The sequence below is a fragment of the Streptomyces polyasparticus genome, assembly GCF_014493765.1.
GTDB lineage: Bacteria > Actinomycetota > Actinomycetes > Streptomycetales > Streptomycetaceae > Streptomyces > Streptomyces polyasparticus.
Window position 1 is genome coordinate 332,364 of sequence record NZ_JACTVJ010000001.1, and the last position, 18,527, is coordinate 350,890.

The 18,527-nt window shown below is 71.0% G+C and carries 19 protein-coding genes; 6 read left to right on the forward strand and 13 right to left on the reverse strand.

Going from position 1 to position 18,527, the window contains the following annotated elements; all coding sequences use genetic code 11:
• Positions 1-362: 362 nt before the first annotated feature.
• A complete protein-coding gene (gene nagB / locus H9Y04_RS01380) occupies positions 363-1,148 on the reverse strand; it encodes a glucosamine-6-phosphate deaminase (protein WP_187811728.1) in 786 nt (261 codons plus the stop codon).
• Between the two features lie 683 nt (positions 1,149-1,831).
• Between nagB and H9Y04_RS01385 the strand changes: the two genes are divergently transcribed.
• Positions 1,832-2,887 (forward strand): SIS domain-containing protein, encoded by a 1,056-nt coding sequence (locus tag H9Y04_RS01385; RefSeq protein WP_187811729.1) that lies wholly within the window; start codon positions 1,832-1,834, stop codon positions 2,885-2,887.
• Between the two features lie 252 nt (positions 2,888-3,139).
• On the opposite strand, the gene H9Y04_RS01390 is transcribed toward H9Y04_RS01385, so the two are convergent.
• Entirely contained in the window at positions 3,140-3,904 is a 765-nt protein-coding gene (locus tag H9Y04_RS01390; protein ID WP_187811730.1) for an SDR family oxidoreductase, read from the reverse strand.
• 94 nt (positions 3,905-3,998) lie between these two features.
• Here H9Y04_RS01390 and H9Y04_RS01395 point away from each other — a divergent pair, with 94 nt between their 5' ends.
• Both H9Y04_RS01395 and H9Y04_RS01400 read left to right on the forward strand, forming a co-directional pair.
• A complete protein-coding gene (locus tag H9Y04_RS01395) occupies positions 3,999-4,697 on the forward strand; it encodes a TetR/AcrR family transcriptional regulator (RefSeq protein ID WP_187811731.1) in 699 nt (232 codons plus the stop codon).
• A 381-nt stretch (positions 4,698-5,078) separates the two neighbouring features.
• Positions 5,079-6,545 (forward strand): sensor histidine kinase, encoded by a 1,467-nt coding sequence (locus H9Y04_RS01400; RefSeq protein WP_187811875.1) that lies wholly within the window; start codon positions 5,079-5,081, stop codon positions 6,543-6,545.
• 250 nt (positions 6,546-6,795) lie between these two features.
• Here H9Y04_RS01400 and H9Y04_RS01405 read toward each other — a convergent pair whose 3' ends face one another.
• The 6 genes from H9Y04_RS01405 to H9Y04_RS01430 form a co-directional block, all read right to left on the reverse strand.
• Entirely contained in the window at positions 6,796-7,053 is a 258-nt protein-coding gene (locus H9Y04_RS01405; RefSeq protein WP_040248489.1) for a WhiB family transcriptional regulator, read from the reverse strand.
• Positions 7,054-7,369: 316 nt separating this feature from the next.
• Positions 7,370-8,338 carry a diacylglycerol/lipid kinase family protein gene (locus tag H9Y04_RS01410; RefSeq protein WP_052576828.1) on the reverse strand — a complete coding sequence of 323 codons (969 nt, stop codon included), beginning with the start codon at positions 8,336-8,338 and terminating at the stop codon, positions 7,370-7,372.
• Between the two features lie 363 nt (positions 8,339-8,701).
• A complete protein-coding gene (locus H9Y04_RS01415) occupies positions 8,702-9,130 on the reverse strand; it encodes a hypothetical protein (protein ID WP_187811732.1) in 429 nt (142 codons plus the stop codon).
• A 684-nt stretch (positions 9,131-9,814) separates the two neighbouring features.
• Complete coding sequence (locus H9Y04_RS01420; protein WP_187811733.1) at positions 9,815-10,876, reverse strand: RNA polymerase sigma factor SigF; 1,062 nt, start codon at positions 10,874-10,876, stop codon at positions 9,815-9,817.
• A complete protein-coding gene (locus H9Y04_RS01425) occupies positions 10,873-11,286 on the reverse strand; it encodes an ATP-binding protein (protein WP_093608316.1) in 414 nt (137 codons plus the stop codon). Before H9Y04_RS01425 ends, H9Y04_RS01420 begins: the two co-directional genes overlap by 4 nt.
• 355 nt (positions 11,287-11,641) lie before the next feature.
• Positions 11,642-11,902 carry a UBP-type zinc finger domain-containing protein gene (locus H9Y04_RS01430; protein ID WP_187811734.1) on the reverse strand — a complete coding sequence of 87 codons (261 nt, stop codon included), beginning with the start codon at positions 11,900-11,902 and terminating at the stop codon, positions 11,642-11,644.
• 65 nt (positions 11,903-11,967) lie between these two features.
• On the opposite strand from H9Y04_RS01430, the gene H9Y04_RS01435 reads away from it, so the two are divergent.
• On the forward strand, positions 11,968-13,560 hold the full coding sequence (locus H9Y04_RS01435) for a Na+/H+ antiporter (RefSeq protein ID WP_187811735.1): 1,593 nt from the start codon (positions 11,968-11,970) through the stop codon (positions 13,558-13,560).
• A gap of 20 nt (positions 13,561-13,580) precedes the next feature.
• On the opposite strand, the gene H9Y04_RS01440 is transcribed toward H9Y04_RS01435, so the two are convergent.
• The 3 genes from H9Y04_RS01440 to H9Y04_RS01450 form a co-directional block, all read right to left on the reverse strand.
• The gene (locus H9Y04_RS01440; protein ID WP_187811876.1) at positions 13,581-14,492 is read right to left on the reverse strand and encodes a 1-aminocyclopropane-1-carboxylate deaminase/D-cysteine desulfhydrase; all 912 of its coding nucleotides are present in this window, start codon (positions 14,490-14,492) and stop codon (positions 13,581-13,583) included.
• 155 nt (positions 14,493-14,647) lie between these two features.
• Positions 14,648-15,238 carry an N-acetylmuramoyl-L-alanine amidase gene (locus H9Y04_RS01445; protein ID WP_187811736.1) on the reverse strand — a complete coding sequence of 197 codons (591 nt, stop codon included), beginning with the start codon at positions 15,236-15,238 and terminating at the stop codon, positions 14,648-14,650.
• 169 nt (positions 15,239-15,407) lie between these two features.
• Positions 15,408-15,641, reverse strand: coding sequence for a hypothetical protein (locus H9Y04_RS01450; RefSeq protein WP_187811737.1), 234 nt, complete (start codon positions 15,639-15,641; stop codon positions 15,408-15,410).
• A 132-nt stretch (positions 15,642-15,773) separates the two neighbouring features.
• Here H9Y04_RS01450 and H9Y04_RS01455 point away from each other — a divergent pair, with 132 nt between their 5' ends.
• Positions 15,774-16,043, forward strand: a complete 270-nt coding sequence (locus tag H9Y04_RS01455; protein ID WP_214660706.1) for a hypothetical protein — start codon at positions 15,774-15,776, stop codon at positions 16,041-16,043.
• A gap of 78 nt (positions 16,044-16,121) precedes the next feature.
• Here the strand turns inward: H9Y04_RS01455 and H9Y04_RS01460 are convergent, their stop codons facing one another.
• Positions 16,122-17,360 (reverse strand): RNA-guided endonuclease InsQ/TnpB family protein, encoded by a 1,239-nt coding sequence (locus tag H9Y04_RS01460; protein WP_187811738.1) that lies wholly within the window; start codon positions 17,358-17,360, stop codon positions 16,122-16,124.
• Positions 17,361-17,678: 318 nt separating this feature from the next.
• Between H9Y04_RS01460 and H9Y04_RS01465 the strand changes: the two genes are divergently transcribed.
• Entirely contained in the window at positions 17,679-17,843 is a 165-nt protein-coding gene (locus H9Y04_RS01465) for a hypothetical protein (RefSeq protein ID WP_268980432.1), read from the forward strand.
• Between the two features lie 35 nt (positions 17,844-17,878).
• Here H9Y04_RS01465 and H9Y04_RS01470 read toward each other — a convergent pair whose 3' ends face one another.
• A complete protein-coding gene (locus H9Y04_RS01470; protein ID WP_236070495.1) occupies positions 17,879-18,523 on the reverse strand; it encodes a hypothetical protein in 645 nt (214 codons plus the stop codon).
• Positions 18,524-18,527: the final 4 nt, after the last annotated feature.

An 18,527-nucleotide genomic window follows, 5' to 3' on the forward strand; every position in this document is an offset into this window, starting at 1 on the left:
TGGCGTATGCGGGGGAGGGGAGGGCGCCCTTGGCGCAGGTGGGGGCCGGGGAGATGCTGAGCGGGGGCTCGGAGCGGGGGAGTGTCTGCTGGGGCTCGGGGTGGGGAGCGTCGGCTTGGGGGTGGGGAGGCTCTGCTCGGGGAGGGGGAGTGCCTGCTCGGGGGCGGGGAGGGTCTGCTCGGAAGTGGGGAGCAGTCGGCCCGGAGGCCGTGGCCGAAGCGCTGGCCACCGGGGCCGGGTTCCGTCCCGCGAATCCGGCAGGTCCACCCACGCAGAAGCGGCCCCTCACCCCAGTGGGGTGAGGGGCCGCTTCTGCGAGAGATGTTAGCCCGGCGGCATGGCCCCCGGGCTCACGCCGAGTGCTAAATGCCCTGCCAGGCAGGCTTGTTGTCGAAGGCGTGGCGGAAGTAGCCCGCCAGCTTGAGCTTGGACGCGGCGGCCTCGTCGACCACGACCGTCGCATGCCGGTGCAGCTGCAGCGCGGAGGCCGGCACCAGGGACGAGATCGGACCCTCGACGGTCTGTGCCACGGCCTCGGCCTTGCCCTCACCGGTCGCCAGCAGCACCAGGTGGCGGGCGTCGAGGATGGTCCCGATGCCCTGGGTGATCACGTGGTGCGGCACCTGCTCGATGTCGTTGTCGAAGAACCGCGCGTTGTCGATCCGGGTCTGCTCGATCAGCGTCTTGATCCGCGTACGCGAAGCGAGCGAGGAGCAGGGCTCGTTGAACCCGATGTGCCCGTCGGTCCCGATTCCCAGGATCTGCAGATCCACGCCGCCCGCGGAGGCCAGCGCCTCGTCGTACGCGTCACACGCGGCCTGCACGTCCTCGGCGCTGCCGTCGGGGCCCATGAACTGCGTCTCGGGCAGGCCGAGCGGCTCGACGACCTGGCGCAGGACCGTCGCCCGGTACGACTCGGGGTGCCCGGCGGGCAGTCCCACGTACTCGTCGAGCTGGCAGATCCGGGCCTTGGAGGCGTCCACCGCACCCGCGTTCACCTGGGCGATGAGCGCGTCGTAGATGGGCAGCGGGGTGGAGCCGGTGGCCACGCCGAGCAGCGCGTCGGGCTTGCGGGCCAGCAGGTCCACGATGGCCCCCGCGATGAGCTCGCCGCCTGCCTTGGCGTCCTTGACGATGACAACTTCCACGCTGGGCCTGCCGATCTGGAGAGTTGGGCGAATGGGGGAGGTGCTGACTGCGTTGTGGTATAGACCAATCTAACAGAGCAATCCCCGCCCCGCCCCCGGAACTGCTCCGCCCGTGAACACCCAATCCGGCCCGCGCCCGCGCGCCCGCCCGGATCGGCACGCCCCATCGCGCGGCGACCGTCACCACTGCTGCACCGGCGCAGCTCACCACCGGATGCACCCGCGCTCCTCACGCCCAGCACGCCGCGCTCCTCACAGCCAGCGCATCCGTGCCCCCGCCGCCATGGCGCCGCGCTCCTCGCGACTGCCGCGCCCGGGTTCCCCGCCCCGCCAGCGGATCCGCGCGCTCGCCGTCCATGGCGCCGCGCTCCTCGCGACCACCGTGCCTGGGTTCCTTGGCCCGCCAGCGGATCCGCGCGCTCGCCGTCCATGGCGCCGTGCTCCTCGCGACCACCGCACCCGGCTTCCTCGCCCCGCCCAGTGCATCTGCGCCTTCGCCGCCCAGCACGCCGCGCTCCTCACCGCCACCGCACCCTCACTCCTCACCGCCACCGCACCCTCACTCCTCACCGCCACCGCACCCTCACTCCTCACCGCCACCGCACCCGCGCTCCTCACCACCCAGCGCGCCCGTGCCCCCCGGCGCAGACTGAGGGGAGGCCAACCCGGGAAGGTAGACCAGCATGTCGCCCCTCAGTGAGCAGGCCGGCCGGATCATGGCGGCCGAAATGGCGGAGCAGCCCACCGTTCTGCGGCGGATCCTGGAGCAGGGAGCGCCCAGGATCCGCGCGGTGGCCGAACAGATCGCCGCCCGCAAACCCCGCTTCGTACTCCTCACCGCCCGCGGCACCTCCGACAACGCCGCCCTGTACGCCAAGTACCTCCTCGAGATCCGGCTCGGCCTGCCCTGCGGCCTCGCTTCGATGTCGACCACGACGGCCTACGGAGCCCGCCCCGATCTGCGCGATGTCCTGGTCATCACGGTCAGCCAGTCCGGCGGCTCACCCGACCTGGTCGACTCCACCAGGGCGGCCCGCGACGCCGGGGCGATCACGCTCGCCGTCACCAACAACCCCGACTCCCCGCTGGCCGCGGTCTCCGAGCACCACATCGACATCCTGGCCGGCCCCGAGAAGGCCCTGCCCGCGACGAAGACCTACACGGCCTCCCTCCTGTCCCTGTACCTCTTCGTCGAGGGCCTGCGCGGCGGCGACGGCGCCGAGGCGGCGGTCCTGCCCGACCTCGCCGAGGAACTCCTGGCCCGCGGCGACGAGGTCAAGCAGCTGGCCTCCCGCTACCGCTTCGCCGAGCGCATGGTCATCACCTCCCGCGGCTACGGCTTCCCGACCGCGCAGGAGGCCGCGCTCAAGCTCATGGAGACCAGCTACATCCCCGCCCTCTCGTATTCGGGCGCGGACCTGCTGCACGGCCCGCTCGCCATGGTCGACAACATCTCCCCGGTGATCGCGGTCGTGACGGACGGCAAGGGCGGCGAGGCGCTCCAGCCCGTGCTCGACCGCCTCCGCGGCCGGGGCGCGGATCTGGTTGTCATCGGCCCGCGCGAACAGGTCGCCGCGGCCTCGGCCGGCTTCGAACTCCCCACGGCCGGCCTCCCCGAGGAACTCCAGCCCATCCTCGAAATCCTCCCCCTCCAACTCCTCGCCTACGAGGTCACGATCGCCCGCGGCCAGGACCCGGACGCCCCACGAGCCCTGGCCAAAATCACCGAAACCCACTGACCTCCCACCACGACCCAAGCCCCACCACGCCCGACCACCACCCCGCCCGGCCGCCATCTGAGCCCAGCCATCACCCGAGCCCTACCCGAGCCCGGCCACCGCCCGAGGCTCACCGCACCGGCCACAGCCCGAACCCGCCGCCCCGGACCACCGCATGCGACCCACCGTCCCCGGCCGCCGCCCAAGCTGACCGCCCCCGCCCCCTTCCGCCCTCAGCCCCTCTACTGGCCCAAGCCCCAAGCCCTCAAGCCCCTAAGCCAACGACCCACCCGTCGCATCAACCCACTGCCCCGTCACCCACCGCCCGTCCTCCGAAGCGAGGAAAGCCACCACATCCGCAATGTCCGCCGGTGTCCCCACCCGGCCGAGCGCCGACATCGCCGCCGCTCCCGCCCATGCCTCCTCGCTCGTACGGAGCCAGTCGGCGTTCACGTCGGTGTCCACGATTCCGGGTGCCACCGCATTGACCGTGATTCCGCGTGGCCCGAGGACCTTCGACAGATTGCGGGTGAAGACGTCGAGAGCGCCCTTCGTCATCGCGTACGCGATGAGGTCGGGCAGCACCGCCGCATGCGAGACGCCCGACGAGATGTTGATGATCCGTCCGTCGTCGCGCAGCCGCTCCGCCCCGAGCTGCGTCACGAAGAACGGCGCCTTGGCGTTCACCGCGAACACCCGGTCGTACTCCTCCTCGCCGATGCTCGCGAAGGGCCGGGTCGAGCCGATCCCCGCATTGTTGACCAGAATGTCCACCCCCTCCGCGTGCCGGTCGAACTCCGCCCACAGCCGCGCCGCATCCCCCGGCACCCCGAGCTCCGCCCGTATCGCGAAGGCCGAGCCGCCCGCCCCCTCGATCGCGGCGACCGTCTCCTTGGCTGCGGCCTCATTGCTCGCGTAGTGCACGGCCACCCGCGCCCCGTCGCGTCCGAGACGCTCCGCGATCCCGCGTCCGATGCCCCGGCTGCCGCCCGTGACCAATGCCGTCTTCCCCGTCAGCCTGCCTGCGAGCACGCTCATGACTGCGTCCCCCTCTTTCGCTAGTGGTCGCTACAGAAAGAAAGCTAGCCCACGCCGCCGCTGAATTTCTAGTGCCCGCTATAGAATTCACTCCATGGTGGAGAAGCACCCCGACAGGCACCCTGACGAGCAGCCCGACAAGCAGCCCGAGCCGCACCCCGAGCCGCGGACCAAGCCCCGCGGCCGCCCCCGTTCCTTCGACCGGGCCACCGCGCTCGAGAAGGCGCTGCAGATCTTCTGGGAGCGGGGCTACGAGGCGACCTCGGTCTCCGACCTCACGCGCGCCATGGGAATCGGGCCGCCCAGCATGTACGCGGCGTTCGGCGACAAGCGGTCGCTCTTCGCCGAGGTCCTGGTCGAGTACGGGCGTACGCACGGAGCCGTGCCCGGCCGCGCGCTCGAAGCGGAGCCCACCGCCCGCGCCGGGATCGAGCGGATGCTGCGCGAGGTGGCGACCGCGTTCACGGAGCCGGGCCATCCGCACGGCTGTCTGGTGATCCACGCGGCCACCAACTGCACGACCCCCGAGGTCGAGGAGACCCTGCGGGCCCAGCGCAATGCCAATGTGGCCGACTTCGAGCGCCGTATCCGGGACGACATCGCCGCCGGCGAGCTGCCGCCCGACGCCGACGCCAGGGTGCTCGCCCTGCATGTCGCCGCCGTCTTCCAGGGCATGTCCCAGCAGGCCAGGGACGGCGCGAGCGCCGAGGACCTGGAGCAGGTCGCCCGCCTCGCCATGCGCGCCTGGCCGCCCGCGCCCGTCGGCATCCGTACCGAATCCGTGGCGGGGTGAACTTTTTCCCGCAGCGGGACGTTGGAGAAAGAGACGAGAACAAACATCTGCCGACGCATGGACATCGGATAATGGTCTAGTCCACAATGCGGGTGGGGCCCAGGCCCCGGACGCCGGGGCCCAAGCCCCGCACAATCAAAGAACTTCCGCTCTTCCCGCACAGAAGAGCGGAGTGGGGTGCAGCGCTCTCTGCCCTGACTGCGCACGCACCCCCACTCGGTCCGAGGGTCCGCACACCCACCGGCCGATGCAACTCCGGGCTGCGGTGCCGGGCGGGTTGAGGGTCCCTCCCAGGCGCCGCGGCCCGCGGGTGTTTCCGGGCCCTGTTCACCAGGCGTACGGCTGCGCGAACCGCCAGGTACGCTCGCACACGTGCCCTCCATGAACGATCTCGTACGCCAGCACACCGCCCTCGGGGACACCGACCTCGAGTGGCTGCATCTGCTGGTCTCGGAGTGGCAGCTGCTCTCCGACCTCTCCTTCGCCGACCTGGTGCTCTGGGTGCCCACGCTCGACGGCACGCGCTATGTGTCGGTGGCCCAGATGCGGCCCAACACCGGCCCCACCTCGTACCAGGACGACATGGTCGGCCACCTCGTCCCGCGCGGCCGCCGGCCTCTGCTCGACGCCGCGCTCGACGAGGGCCGGATCGTGCGCGAGGGCGATCCGGAATGGCGCGAGGAGGTTCCGGTTCGCGTCGAGTCCATTCCCGTACGACGGGAGGGCCGCGTCCTCGGTGTCATCGCGCGCAACACCAACCTGCTCACGGTGCGCACCCCGAGCCGCCTGGAGCTGACCTACCTCCAGAGCGCCTCGGATCTCGCGCAGATGATCGCGGCGGGCTCGTTCCCCTTCCCCGGCCAGCAGGTCGACATGGACGCGTCGCCGCGTGTCGGTGACGGGCTGATCAGGCTGGACGCGGAGGGCATCGTCCAGTACGGCTCGCCCAACGCGCTCTCCGCGTACCACCGTCTCGGCCTCTCCTCCGACCTCGTCGGACAGCACCTCGGAAAGGCCACCGCCGAACTCGCCCCGTCCCGCGGCCCCGTGGACGAGGCCCTGGTCAAACTGGCCAGCGGCTGGGCCCCGCGCGAGACCGAGGTGGAGGGCAACGACTGTGTGATCCAGCTGCGCGCCATTCCGCTCAAGCCCAAGGGGACGCGGATCGGTTCGCTCGTCCTGCTGCGCGACGTCACCGAACTGCGTCGCCGCGAACGTGAGTTGATCACCAAGGACGCCACCATCCGGGAGATCCACCACCGGGTGAAGAACAACCTCCAGACCGTGGCCGCCCTGTTGCGCCTTCAGGCCCGCCGGATCGACTCGCAGAGCGGCCGTGAGGCGCTCGAAGAGGCCGTACGGCGCGTCGGCTCCATTGCGATCGTCCACGAGACGCTCTCCCAGAACCTGGACGAGCGCGTGGAGTTCGACGAGATCGCCGACCGTGTGCTCGCGATGGTCGCCGAGATCTCCCCGGGCAAGGTCACCGGCCGGCGCACCGGCCGCTTCGGCATCCTGGATGCGGAGGTCGCCACTCCGCTCTCCATGGTCCTCACCGAAATCCTGCAGAACGCCCTGGAGCACGGCTTCCGCGAGGGCGACCACGGCACGGTCGAGGTCTCCGCGGTCCGCGGCGGCTCCAGCAAGGACGCCCGCCTCCTCATCACCGTCCAGGACGACGGCGTCGGACTGCCCGAGGGCTTCGACCCGAAGCGCGCCGGCAACCTCGGTCTGCAGATCGTCCGCACCCTGGTCGAGGGCGAGTTGGGCGGCACCTTCGACATGAAGGCCGCGCCCGAACGCGGCACCCAGGTGCTGCTCGACATCCCGGTACGGCCGCAGAAGTAGTTCCCGTACGGGGGAGGCAAAGCCAGAAGCAGCCGCCCCCGTACGGCACTTGGGCAGCGGGCGGGAATTCCGCGGCAGGTGCACAGCAGCCCGCTGTACGGGAACAGCAGAAAGCCCCGGACCTGTTGGTCCGGGGCTCAAAGCTTCAAACGGCTCTGCGCGTTGAGGGTACTGCGCGCTGCGGCTCGGGGGCGGGAGATGCGTACTCGCTGTACGCGCCGCCGGGCTCAGGTCCGCTCGGGGTGGAGCGTCAGGCGGAGGCCTGACGGGCTCGGTTGCGGGCGGCGCGGCGCTTCATTGCGCGACGCTCGTCCTCGCTGAGGCCACCCCAGACGCCGGAGTCCTGGCCGGACTCGAGCGCCCACTGCAGGCACTGCTCCACGACGGGGCAGCGACGGCAGACGGCCTTGGCTTCCTCGATCTGCAGCAGCGCAGGACCGGTGTTGCCGATGGGGAAGAAGAGCTCAGGGTCTTCCTCGCGGCAAACGGCGTTGTGACGCCAGTCCATGGCTGCTCCATCTCCTAGGTATTGCTGGCAGGTTGCTTGTGAATGTGAACGCTTTCACGAATCCCTCCGCAAGTGAAGGGCCGATACCAGTTTCCTGGTGTAGGTCCTGTGAGAGAGGAGGGGTTCTGGCTCTCTGTGGGGCTGGTGTTGCGAGCCGCGTCGAGCGCCAAGAAGAGATTCGCAAACCTCGACGACGGATACAACCCCTTCCGGAAAGTTTTTTTTGATTCCTCGGTGTCGGCTAGCTCACAGCCGTACTTCCATGGGGTGGACCCTGGTCTAAACGTTCGAGTGAAAGGACTTTGGGCCCTTCCACTCACACAATCACACGCAGTGCACGACGTACGCCTGTGAAGGTAACGCTCGTGCGGAGGCCCAAGTGGTCACCGTCCATCTGGAACGGGAGCGGGGCCTTTGATTGCAAGGTGAAGTCCGTCAGGTCGTGCAGGAGCGAGGCGTGCTTGCCCTTGGGACCGCGCTCGGGTGTCGAGGTGAGCAGCTGGGTGGCGTAGCGGGCCATCGCGGGGGTCGACAGCTTGCTCAGACCGAGCACGTCGAGACCGGTGTCGAAGGAGGCCTGCGGGGACGCGTACACCGGACGATTGCCCAGGTAGGTCCAGGGGGAGGTGTTGCAGACTATCGACAGGACAAGATCGCTTACGGGGTCCTCACCGGGGCGGCTGAGCGTGATCGTGCCGTGCCGGCGGTTGGGTTCGTCGAGGAACTGGCGGACCATCTGCCGTACGTAAAGCGCATGGGTCGAGCGCTTGCCGCGTTCCCGTTGCTGTTCGACTCGTCCGATGACGCTGGCGTCGAATCCGAGGCCCGCGCAGAACGTGAACCAGCGCGCCGGCACCCCTTCGTCCTCGGTGCCCTCCGTACCGGAGGCGAGGCCGAGGCCGACAGTGCGCTGACTTCCCGTACGCAGAGCGTCCAGGAGGGCGCCGGTGGCCTCGACCGGATCGTTCGGGAGGCCTAGGGCGCGGGCGAAGACGTTGGTCGAGCCGCCGGGGACGACCGCGAGTCCGGGAAGAGACTCCGGACGGGGGCCGTTGTGGAGCAGTCCGTTGACGACTTCGTTGACGGTGCCGTCGCCGCCGAGGGCGACGACCAGCTCGATGTCCTTGCTCTGCGCCGCCTGGCGTCCGAGGTCGCGGGCGTGGCCGCGGTACTCGGTCGTCACGGCCTCGAGCTTCATCTCGCTGGCGAGGGCGTGGATCAGTACGTCACGGGTGCGGGCACTGGTGGTGGTTGCCGCTGGATTGACCACGAGGAGTGCACGCATGCGAGGAAGGGTACCTAGCGCTCTTGATCTCGCCCATACCTAGGTCCCCTCTGAGGGGTGGGGGAGAGATTCCCGACACGTGGGGGAGGGGTGGGCGGCGTGGGATGGGGGATGCCTGGTGCCGGCGGAGAGCCGAGATGTCTCTGGCTCCTGGCTCCTGGCTCCTGGCACGTGGCGGAGATGTGCCCTGTCCCCGGTGGGTGGTCGGAGATGTGCCCTGGCCCCGGTGGGTGGCGGAGAGTCCCCTGGCCTCGGTGGGGGGCGGAGACGGCACGTGGTCCCCGGTACGTGGCGGAGACGGCACATGGTCCCTGGTACGTGGCGGACAGATGCCCGCACGCCCTGGGGGTGCCGGCGGCGCTGTCAGCTTTCGCGCGGGCCGATGCCGAGGGCCTGGGTGGTGGCCGGGTTGAGGAGCAGGACCAGGGTCGTGACCGAGACGACCGCGAGGGCGATGCCCGCGGGGATGGCGATGCTGTCGGCCTGCAGCAGCTGCCAGGCGACGGGGAGCGCGAGGATCTGCGTGATGATCGCGGGGCCGCGGCTCCAGCTGCGCAGCTTGAGCAGGCCGCGGGCGGCGAGCAGGGGGATCGCGGCGAGAACGATCATGGTGATGCCGCCGGTCTCGGCCTGGGTGGCGTTCTCGGTGTTGCCGGCCAGGCCGTCGGCCAGCATCCAGATGCCGATCGCGATCAGGGCGAGGCCTTCGAGGGCGGCGAGGGCCGCGGCTGCGGTCAGGCGCGGGGGGCGGGGGGTTGCCGTCGGGCCGGCGGCGGTCTGGTCACTGCTCACCCTTGCAGGGTAGCGGGGTGGGCTGCGCCGCTTTCGGGGGTGGTGGGTTCGCGGGGTGGGTGGGCTGCGGTGGGTGGTGGGGTGCGGGTGGGGCTGCGGTGCGTTCGTGGGGTGCGGGTGGGGCTGCGGTGCGTTCGTGGGGTGCGGGTGGGTGGCGCCTGCGGCGGGCGGTTTTCCCCTACCCGCCCCTTCCCGAAACCGGGGCTCCGCCCCGGACCCCGGCGTACGGGCGCCTGGGGTGGGTGGGGCCTGCTTGGGGCTGCGGCCCGGACCCCCGTTGACGGAGTCCTCAGAGTGGGTGTGCCCGCGGAGGCTTCGCCCCCTGCACCCCCTTGGGGCTTCGCCCCTTGCCCCCGCTGGGGCTTCGCCCGGACCCCGGCGTACGGGCGCCTGGGGTGGGCCCCCTTGGGGCTCCGCCCCGGACCCCGGCGCATGAGCGCCTGGGGTGGGTGGGGCCTGCTTGGGGCTTCGCCCCCAGACCCCGCCGTCGACGACGACGGCGGGACCGGAAGTGACCCACCGGAGGTGACCGACCGACCGGGACCGACCAGACGCAACCGCCCGGCAGTGACAACCCGCACGCGACTGCCCGGACGCGACTGCCCGGACGCGACGGACCGGACGCAACCGCCCGGACGGAACCGACGGGCAGTGACCACCCGCACGCGGCCGCCCAGACGAGGCCTACTCCTCCACCAGCAACCGCTCCCGCAGCTGCGCCAGCGTGCGGGCCAGCAAGCGGGAGACGTGCATTTGGGAGATGCCGACCTCCTGGGCGATCTGGGACTGGGTCATGTTGCCGAAGAAGCGGAGGAGGAGGATGCGCTTCTCGCGGGGCGGGAGGTCCTCCAGGAGCGGCTTCAGGGACTCGCGGTACTCGACGCCCTCCAGGGCCTCGTCCTCCGCGCCCAGCGTGTCCGCGACCGCGGGGGACTCGTCGTCCGTGTCGGGGACGTCCAGGGAGAGGGTGGAGTACGCGTTGGCCGACTCCAGGCCCTCCAGGACCTCTTCCTCCGAGATGCCGAGCCGCTCGGCCAGCTCGTGGACCGTGGGGGAGCGGCCGTGCTGCTGGGAGAGCTCGGCCGTCGCCGTCGTCAGCGCCAGGCGCAGTTCCTGCAGGCGGCGCGGTACGCGGACCGCCCAGCCCTTGTCGCGGAAGTGGCGCTTGATCTCGCCCACGACCGTCGGGGTCGCATACGTCGAGAACTCCACGCCCCGCTCCGGGTCGAAGCGGTCCACCGACTTGATCAGGCCGATCGTCGCGACCTGCGTGAGGTCGTCCAGGGGCTCGCCGCGATTGCGGAAGCGGCGCGCCAGGTGCTCGACCAGCGGGAGGTGCATCCGGACGAGACGGTTGCGCAGCTCCGCGTACTCCGGGCTGTCGGAGGGCAGCTTGCGCAGCTCCACGAACAGAGCCTTCGCACCGCTGCGGTCCTGCGGATCGTGCTGATGCCCACTCATGTGTCCCGCCCTCCCCCGGCTGCCGCCGGGAGGTGTCCCCGGCCCGCGCCCGGCCTGGCCGAAGAGCGCGCCGCGCTCGCCCCTGTCGCCCACCTGCTGCTCCGCGCCCGGAGCGTCCTCCGTGTCCGGATGCGGCCGGGCCTGCTGTTCGGGAATGCCCGGGAGCTCGTCGGCGCCCCGGATCCCGGCAGGGCCGGTCCGCCCGGCGTCGGTCGTGCCGCCTTCGGCGGGCAGACCCCATGCGCCACGCTCATCGCCTCGCACCGGCCCGTCCCCGTTCCTCACGCCGGCCCGGGTCCCGCGCCGCGCTGTTTGTACAGGCTGATCGAGACGTTCTTGTCGTCGTCCACCGTGGATTCGACCTTGCCCGCGAGCGCGGAGAGCACCGTCCAGGCGAAGGTGTCCCGCGCGGGGGCCCGTCCGTCCGTGGTGGGCGCCGAGACCGTGACCTCGAGGGAGTCGTCGACAAGGCGGAAGACGCAGCTGAGGACCGAGCCGGGCACGGCCTGCTGGAGCAGGATCGCGCAGGCTTCGTCGACCGCGATCCGCAAGTCCTCGATCTCGTCGAGGGTGAAGTCCAATCGGGCCGCGAGTCCTGCTGTGGCGGTGCGCAGCACGGACAGGTAGGCACCGGCAGCCGGAAGCCGGACTTCGACGAAGTCCTGGGCCGCGGGCTCGCCTGCGATCTGGGACACCCTCACCTCCAAGGTGGTCGAACATGTCGGGCCGAGGGTGCAGGCGCCTTCGGTCTTCCTTGGCGGCCTGCGCCTTCGGGCTCTCGGCCCGCCGGCGGGCGGCGGGCCATACGCAGCGTCGCACGAGTAACGCGCCGCAAGGTCCAGCGGTGACGCTATCGCGCTCCGAGGCTCCCTGTCCCGGGGGCCCATAGCCTTGGGGGCCCGTTGGTGTCACTCATAGTAAGCCTATGCGTACGGACAGTGGCTAGGGGTCTGCGGGCCCAATTGCCAACAGAGTGCGCCGGGTTGACGTACCCACGCCTTGCGCCGTCGAACCCCTGGGCTCGCGCCCCCGCGTACGCCCGCGGCCGGCTCAGACGATGGCCGCGTCCAGGAAGCACCAGCGCCAGCTCTCGCCGGGCTCGAAAGAGCGCATCACCGGGTGCCCGGTGTCCTTGAAGTGCTGGGTGCCGTGCTGGAACGGCGACGAGTCGCAGCAGCCCACATGCCCGCAGGCCAGACAGAGCCGCAGCTGCACCGGGTGGCTGCCCGCCGCCTCGCATTCGAGGCAGGTGGCGCTGAGCGGCGCGGGCTCCGGGTGGGGCAGCAGGTCAACGTGCGTGCACTCGTTCATGATTGCAGCGTACGACGCAGGTCAGGGAAGCAGCTCATGATCACGGACGGGGTGCGGGGACCACGATGGATGTCTTGCCACTGCTGATGCTGGTCGCGGGAAGCGCCGCGGTCGCCGGGTTCGCGCGCCGCACGCCCGTGCCCGCGCCCCTGCTCCTGGTGGCGGCCGGCCTCGTCGTGTCGTATCTGCCGGGCGTGCCCGCGTACGAGCTCGATCCGCATATCGTCCTGCCGCTGCTCCTGCCGCCGCTGCTCTACACGGCGGGCGTCGAGAGCTCGTATCTCGATCTGCGGGCGAACTGGCGTCCCGTGATGCTGCTTTCGGTGGGGTACGTGCTGTTCGCGACGCTGGTCGTGGGCTATGCGATCTATCTGATCGTGCCGGATCTGCCGCTCACCGCCGCGCTCGTGCTCGGTGCGGTGATCGCGCCGCCGGACGCGGTGGCGGCGACCGCGATCGCGCGCCGGGTGGGCCTGCCCTCGCGGATCACCACGATCCTGCAGGGCGAGTCCCTGGTGAACGACGCCACCGCGATCACCGCGTACAAGGTGGCGCTCGCCGCTGCAGTCGGTGAGGGGGCCAGCTGGGCGGGCGGTCTCGGCGAGTTCGCGCTCGCGTCGCTCGGCGGCGTGGGGGTCGGTCTGATCCTGATGGTGCCGCTGCACTGGCTGCGCAAGTGCCTCAACGAGGCGCTGCTGCAGAACACCCTGTCGCTGCTCATCCCCTTCGTCGCCTACGCGGCGGCCGAGGAGGTGCATGCGTCCGGGGTGCTCGCCGTGGTGGTCGTGGCGCTCTACCTCGGGCATCGCTCGTGGCAGGTCGATTTCGCGACCAGGCTGCAGGAGGCGGCCGTCTGGAAGATGGTCGCGTTCATCCTGGAGTCCGCCGTCTTCGCGCTCATCGGGCTGCAACTGCCGGTGGTGTTGAAGGAATTGGGGGAGTACGAGGGGCTGCGGGCCGCCTGGTACGCGGTGGCCCTCTTCGTGATCGTGGTCGTCGCGAGGTTCGTGTGGGTGTACCCGGCGACCTTCATCCCGCGCCGGCTGTCCCCGCGGATCCGCGAGCGGGAGCCGGACCCCGGCTGGACCGGGCCGCTGATCGTGGGCTGGGCAGGGATGCGCGGAGTCGTGTCGCTGGCCATCGCGTTCTCGATCCCGCACGTCCTCGACGACGGATCGCCCTTCCCCGCGCGCAATCTCGTGCTCTTCCTGACCTTCACGACGGTGATCGGCACCCTGGTCGTGCAGGGGCTCAGCCTGCCCGGCCTGATCAGGATGCTGAAGGTGCCCGGGCGCGATGTCCGGGCCGAGACGCTGGCCGAGGCGCAGGCGCAGAGCGAGGCCTCGCGGGCCGCGCAGGAACGCCTCGACACGCTCCTCGCCGATGAGCGCAACACCCTGCCGGACGCGCTGGCCGACCGGCTCCGCGCCGTGCTTGAACGGCGGCGCAACGCCGTGTGGGAGCGGCTCGGCACGGTCAACGCCGTGACGGGGGAGAGCGCGGACGACACGTACCGGCGCTTGGCGGGGGAGATGATCGACGCCGAGCGCGAGGTCTTCGTACGTCTGCGGGACCAGCGGCGGATCGACGACGAGATGCTGCGGACGCTGCTGCGCCGGCTCGATCTGGAGGAGGCGGCGGCCTACCGCGAGGAGTAGCCGCCGGCGTGCCTACGGGGTCAGGCCGCGGTCTCCGGGCCCGGGCGGCCCGTGATCACCGCGGCGAGGCGGGTGCCGGGCGGGAAGGCGCCCTCCTCCGTGAGCGTGGTCAGCGCGTGGAGCAGTTTGGCGACATAGAGACGTTCCACGGGCAGCCCGTGCCGCTGCTCGAAGTCCTCGGCGAACGCGTCGAGTGCGGGTGTCGTACGGGCGTAGCCGCCGGCGTGGAAGCGGTCGTCGAGGCGCCAGTTGGCGGTCGGTGCGCCGAAGGCCTCGGTCTGCAGGCGGCGTATGTCGGCGTCGAGGAAACCGCCCTTGAGTACGGGAACGCCGAGGGCCCGCTGGCCCTCCGCCAGGCCGGCGGCCAGGCCCGCGAGACTGCCGCCCGTGCCGCAGGCGATCGCCGCCACGTCGGCCAGGTCGTGCAGCTCGCGGCCGAGGTCCGTACAGCCTTGTACGGCAAGGGAGTTGGAGCCGCCCTCGGGGACGACGTAGCTGTCGTCCGCCCGCGCCTCGGTCAGGATGCGGGCGAGGGTCGGCGGCTCGTGCTTGTGTCGGTACGTCGATCTGTCGATGAACACCAGGCGCATGCCGTCGGCCGCGCACTGGGCCAGGGACGGATTGAGCGGACGGCCGGCGAGCTCGTCCCCCCGTACGACGCCGATGGTGGGGAAGCCGAGGAGGCGGCCCGCGGCGGCGACGGCGCGCAGATGGTTGGAGTAGGCGCCGCCGAACGTGAGGACGGGGCGGCCGCGGGCGGCGCGGAGGTTGAGCGCGAGCTTGCGCCACTTGTTGCCGGGGAGCGCCTCGTGGATCAGGTCGTCGCGCTTGAGCAGCAAGGTGACGCCGCGGCGCGTGAAGCGCTCGTCGGCCAGCGGCTGCAGCGGCGAGGGGAGCCGGGGCCGCAGGGCGGAGAGGTCGGGGGCGGCGATCACCTGGCAATTGTCGCTGGTCGGGGCTGCGGGTGCGGGGTCCTGGGGCCCGGGCGTGCGGAGGCTGCCGGTGCGGGAGTCCTCGGGTGCGGTGCACGGAGGTGTCGTGGCCTGGCGTGCCGGGAGCTTCTGAGGGTGGCTCCCGGCACCCGGGACTACTTCAGCCGCTCCGCGATCCGCTCACGCATCCTGCGCATCGTGAAGCCGCGCGGGTCGACCTTGCCCGGCTGCCATTCGAGATGGCCGATCACCGAGCGGGCCGTCCAGCCGTGGTGCCGGCAGATCGCCGCCGCGGCCCGCTCGATCGCCTCCAACTGGGCGCCGGGCCAAGGGTCTTCTCCGTCGCCGAGGTTCTCGCACTCGAAGCCGTAGAAGTGCCGGTTTCCGTCGGTGTTCGCTTCATTGTCCGGCGGCAGACCCTTCTCGGCGATCACCGCGCGCAGGACGTCGTCGTCGCCGAGCCCGGCATGGTTGGCGCGGCCGTGCCCCACCAGATGGACCCGGCCGTCCTTGGTGATGACGCCGTGGCACAGCGGACCGGGCAGCGAGGCGTAGCCGTCGCGGCAGATGCGGACGGTGCGCTCGCTGCCCTTGGTGACGGTGTGGTGGATCATCACGCCGTGCACCGGGCCCCAGGGCCCCTTGTGATTGCGGTTGTGGTGACGCCAGTCGCCGACCTCGACGACGGTGAGCCCCTCGTCTCTCAGGGCGTCCAGCAGTCTGCTCGCGGACATGGGTGGGGCCATGCCGACTCCTCGTGTGGCCTGCGGCGGGAGCCCGGTTGCGCACCGCCTCATAGCGGACGCTTGTACCGGAACTCCTTTGCGATAGCTACCTGTTCGAGGTGCGAGCGAGCCGAATCGGTCACTGTGGCGCGATCGGCCGGCGCGGCGCGATCAGCCGGTGTGTACGGGGTCAGCTGCGCAGGAACGCGTCGCCGTTGGTCGCGATATGCGCCTCGACCGCCTGCATCGCCTGCTGTGTGGCCTGCGGGCTGCCGGTGCCCTGCCGCTCCGCGTAATAGGCGGCGCCCAGCTTCTTCAGGAGGTCCGCGCCGGTGCGCTGGCTCTGCACCTCGTCGATCTTCTGTTTGCCCTGCGTGAGCCCGCGCTGCGCCTGCTCTTTGGCTCGGTCCAGGAACCCTGCCATGGTCTTCTCCTGACTCGTGGTGCGGTTCTGACTCGTGATGCGGTTTCCGTCCTGTGAACGTCCGGGCGGATCTTGGGGTTCCCTCGCCGGGAGACCCTGGCCGCCCGCCCCCGGCAGGAATACCTTGGATACATGGCCAGACATCGTGATGAGCGGACGGCCGCAGCCCGCGCGGCGGGCGAGACCGGCCGTGTCGGTGCGCATCGGGACGGTGACATCTGCCCGGTCTGCAAACACCCTGTGGATACGGTCGTCAAGCCCCGCAAGGTGCTCGGCGCCTATGTGCCGCACTATGCGGCAGGTCCCTGTCACAACCCCCGCTGCTCGGCCTGCGTGGACCGGGTGGAGGGCGAGGCGGAGGCCCCGGAGGCCAGTGAGGTCGGTCGGCCGGAGAGCGGGTAGCCCGGTTTGTCGGGAAGAGTCCTGCGGCTCCGACGTCTCCTTTGAATGCTCCCCTTCCTGGTGGAGGGGATTCCTGGCTCACGCTGCTTGATCGTCCGGCGGACGGTCGAGTCTGATGCGATCGACACCAGCCGGGTTCAGACCTGCCCGGCGGAGCATCACGTACGCGGAGTTCTTGTCCCGGGGGACGACGATTCCGCATGCGTGGCACCGAAAGGTTCGTTCGCTGAGCGGCAGGCGGGACTTGGCTCTCGTCCCGCAGGCCGCGCAGTCCATCGTGGTGTGAGGTGCAGGGATGAGGCGCACGTCGCGCTGATGTTTGCGGCCCATCTCCAGTACGGCCCTCTTGGCCGCGCTGATCGCGGCGTCGGCCGCCTTACGGGCCATCGTCGTCGCCGCGAGGAACTTCGGATGGAAGTCCTCCACCGCCAGGACGTCGTGATCCCGTACCAGGGCCTTGGCCCACTTCCTTGCCGTGTCCTGACGTTGGCGGGCCACCTTCGCATGCGCCTTGGCTGCCATGCGCTGGGCCTCGCGGTAGCCGCGCGAGGCGGGCTTGCCCCGTGGCGGGCGGCGTCGGGCCATCATGCGCTGGCACTGCGCCAGATGTACGGCGGCCTTCCGCCCGAACTGCGGGTGCGGCAGGTCATGAGCGTCGCTGGTGGTGACGGCCAGTTCGCGCACCCCCCAGTCGACGCCCACCACGGCGCCGGTTGGCGGCAGCGGCTCGGCGGCGGCCGGGACGACGAACGAGGCGTACCAATGCCCGAGCGCGTCCTGGTAGATGCGGACCGAGGAGGGTTCGGCGGGCAGCGGGCGGGACCACACCACCGCGGCCCGGATCCCGCCCGCCAGGTGCAGCCTGCCGTCGCTCAGGCGAAAGCCGTTCCGCGTGTAGTTCAGGGACGGCCGACTGGCGCGTTTGCCTTTGCGGGTATTGAACTGGGGCATACCCGCGCGGCGGGCCGGGGGCAGGGCGGCGGCGATGTCCTTGAGCGCCTTGGTCCGTGAGCGGCCGAAGTCCCGGATGATCTGCTGCTGCGGCACACTCGACCCGGCCGCCAGCCACGGCGTGACCTTCCTCGCCCGCGTCAGCATCCGGTCCAGCTCAGCCGGACCACACGTCCACATGTCCTCTGGGTGCGCCTGGTTGTGCGCGTGGACCGCCTGGGAGCGGGCCACGCACTCGTTCCACACCCAACGACACCGCGCCCACTCCTCCGCCAACTCCCGCTCCGCGACAGCGGATAGGCGCAATCGGTACACAAAACGGGCACGCTCTTGCTGCGCCCCGGCGTCCCGATCCGGCGCTGCCATCCGCTCGCACCCCTTTCCGTACCGCGCTGACCACCCAATGCCGAGTCCCGTCACAGCCGGAACGGCGCCTGGAATGGGGCCGTAGTGCGAGATGCGCACACGCCACCGAATCTTCCTCACCGATCACCGCCACCGGCTACATTACGCACGTGTGTTCGCCTTATCCGGCTCCGTCAGGCCTGCGCACCAGACTCTTCTCGCCCTGCCTTCAAGCCGGTGCTGGGTTGCCTCGCATGGCCTGGATGAGGGGGGTTCCTCTCCGGCATCGACGCCGGGCCTTCGTCGTCACAAACCAGTGGACTTGCCGGTCGCGAGGAGGTGTTGGGCTCCCACCACCGCTTCCACGCCGTACGGGCGCATCTCCTGGAGAAGTCCGGTGACGCGGCAGGGGCGCGGGCTGCCTACGGCGCGGCTGCCGAGGGGACGCTGAGCCGCCCCGAGCGCCGCTATCTGCGCGCCCGCGCGGCCCGTCTGCTGCCCTGACGCGGTGGCGCTCGCTGCCCTGACGCGGCGGTGACCTACCCGCCCGACCGCGTCCGCGCCTGGTGTCCGCGGCGGTCCGGGCGGCCGATGTGTCCCGGTGGGCGGCGGGTCTCGCCGAGCCACAGGGCCGGTGCGTGCTGCCGCACCCCCGCCATCAGCGCATCGCGCACGGCGGGGCGGAACGGCAACTGGTAGTGCACCCGCGGCAGTCCGGGCTCCGGGGGATCCGTATCGCGTACGAGGGTCCACAGGACCGGGTCGTCGCGGTCGACCGGGCCGCGCGGATACAGCTCCAGGGAGTACAGCTTGGTGCCGCGGCCCATGCGGCTCCAGTGCACGGCGACCCCGGTCAGTGAGTCCCAGGGGATCAGGGCGCGGGCCGTGCCGTTGTCCCACCAGAACCCGGCCGCGTCGAAGAGGGCACGGGCGTTGCGCGCCTTGTACGTGGCGATCAGTGCGAGCACTCCGAGGGCCACGAAGCCCAGCATGAGGACGACACCCACATAGCCCGCGGCGGGCGGCGGTCTGCGCTGCTCGCCGACGATCACCGTCACCGCACCCGCCACACCGAGCAGCCCCACGGCGATCACCGCCAGCGCGATCGGTACGGCGACACTCGCGCGATGCGTGGTCCGCACGACGAGTGCGTCCGGGGACGGCGGGGGTATCGGTGTCGGCATGGTG

What these genes read in the sequence shown, in the direction of transcription:
- H9Y04_RS01385 (WP_187811729.1), top strand. Translation starts at nt 1,832, where the DNA reads ATGTCGCCCCTCAGTGAGCAGGCCGGCCGGATCATGGCGGCCGAAATG.
- H9Y04_RS01390 (WP_187811730.1), bottom strand. Translation starts at nt 3,904, where the DNA reads ATGAGCGTGCTCGCAGGCAGGCTGACGGGGAAGACGGCATTGGTCACG.
- H9Y04_RS01395 (WP_187811731.1), top strand. Translation starts at nt 3,999, where the DNA reads ATGGTGGAGAAGCACCCCGACAGGCACCCTGACGAGCAGCCCGACAAG.
- H9Y04_RS01400 (WP_187811875.1), top strand. Translation starts at nt 5,079, where the DNA reads ATGAACGATCTCGTACGCCAGCACACCGCCCTCGGGGACACCGACCTC.
- H9Y04_RS01405 (WP_040248489.1), bottom strand. Translation starts at nt 7,053, where the DNA reads ATGGACTGGCGTCACAACGCCGTTTGCCGCGAGGAAGACCCTGAGCTC.
- H9Y04_RS01410 (WP_052576828.1), bottom strand. Translation starts at nt 8,338, where the DNA reads ATGCGTGCACTCCTCGTGGTCAATCCAGCGGCAACCACCACCAGTGCC.
- H9Y04_RS01430 (WP_187811734.1), bottom strand. Translation starts at nt 11,902, where the DNA reads ATGAACGAGTGCACGCACGTTGACCTGCTGCCCCACCCGGAGCCCGCG.
- H9Y04_RS01435 (WP_187811735.1), top strand. Translation starts at nt 11,968, where the DNA reads ATGGATGTCTTGCCACTGCTGATGCTGGTCGCGGGAAGCGCCGCGGTC.
- H9Y04_RS01445 (WP_187811736.1), bottom strand. Translation starts at nt 15,238, where the DNA reads ATGGCCCCACCCATGTCCGCGAGCAGACTGCTGGACGCCCTGAGAGAC.
- H9Y04_RS01450 (WP_187811737.1), bottom strand. Translation starts at nt 15,641, where the DNA reads ATGGCAGGGTTCCTGGACCGAGCCAAAGAGCAGGCGCAGCGCGGGCTC.
- H9Y04_RS01455 (WP_214660706.1), top strand. Translation starts at nt 15,774, where the DNA reads ATGGCCAGACATCGTGATGAGCGGACGGCCGCAGCCCGCGCGGCGGGC.
- H9Y04_RS01460 (WP_187811738.1), bottom strand. Translation starts at nt 17,360, where the DNA reads ATGGCAGCGCCGGATCGGGACGCCGGGGCGCAGCAAGAGCGTGCCCGT.
- H9Y04_RS01470 (WP_236070495.1), bottom strand. Translation starts at nt 18,523, where the DNA reads ATGCCGACACCGATACCCCCGCCGTCCCCGGACGCACTCGTCGTGCGG.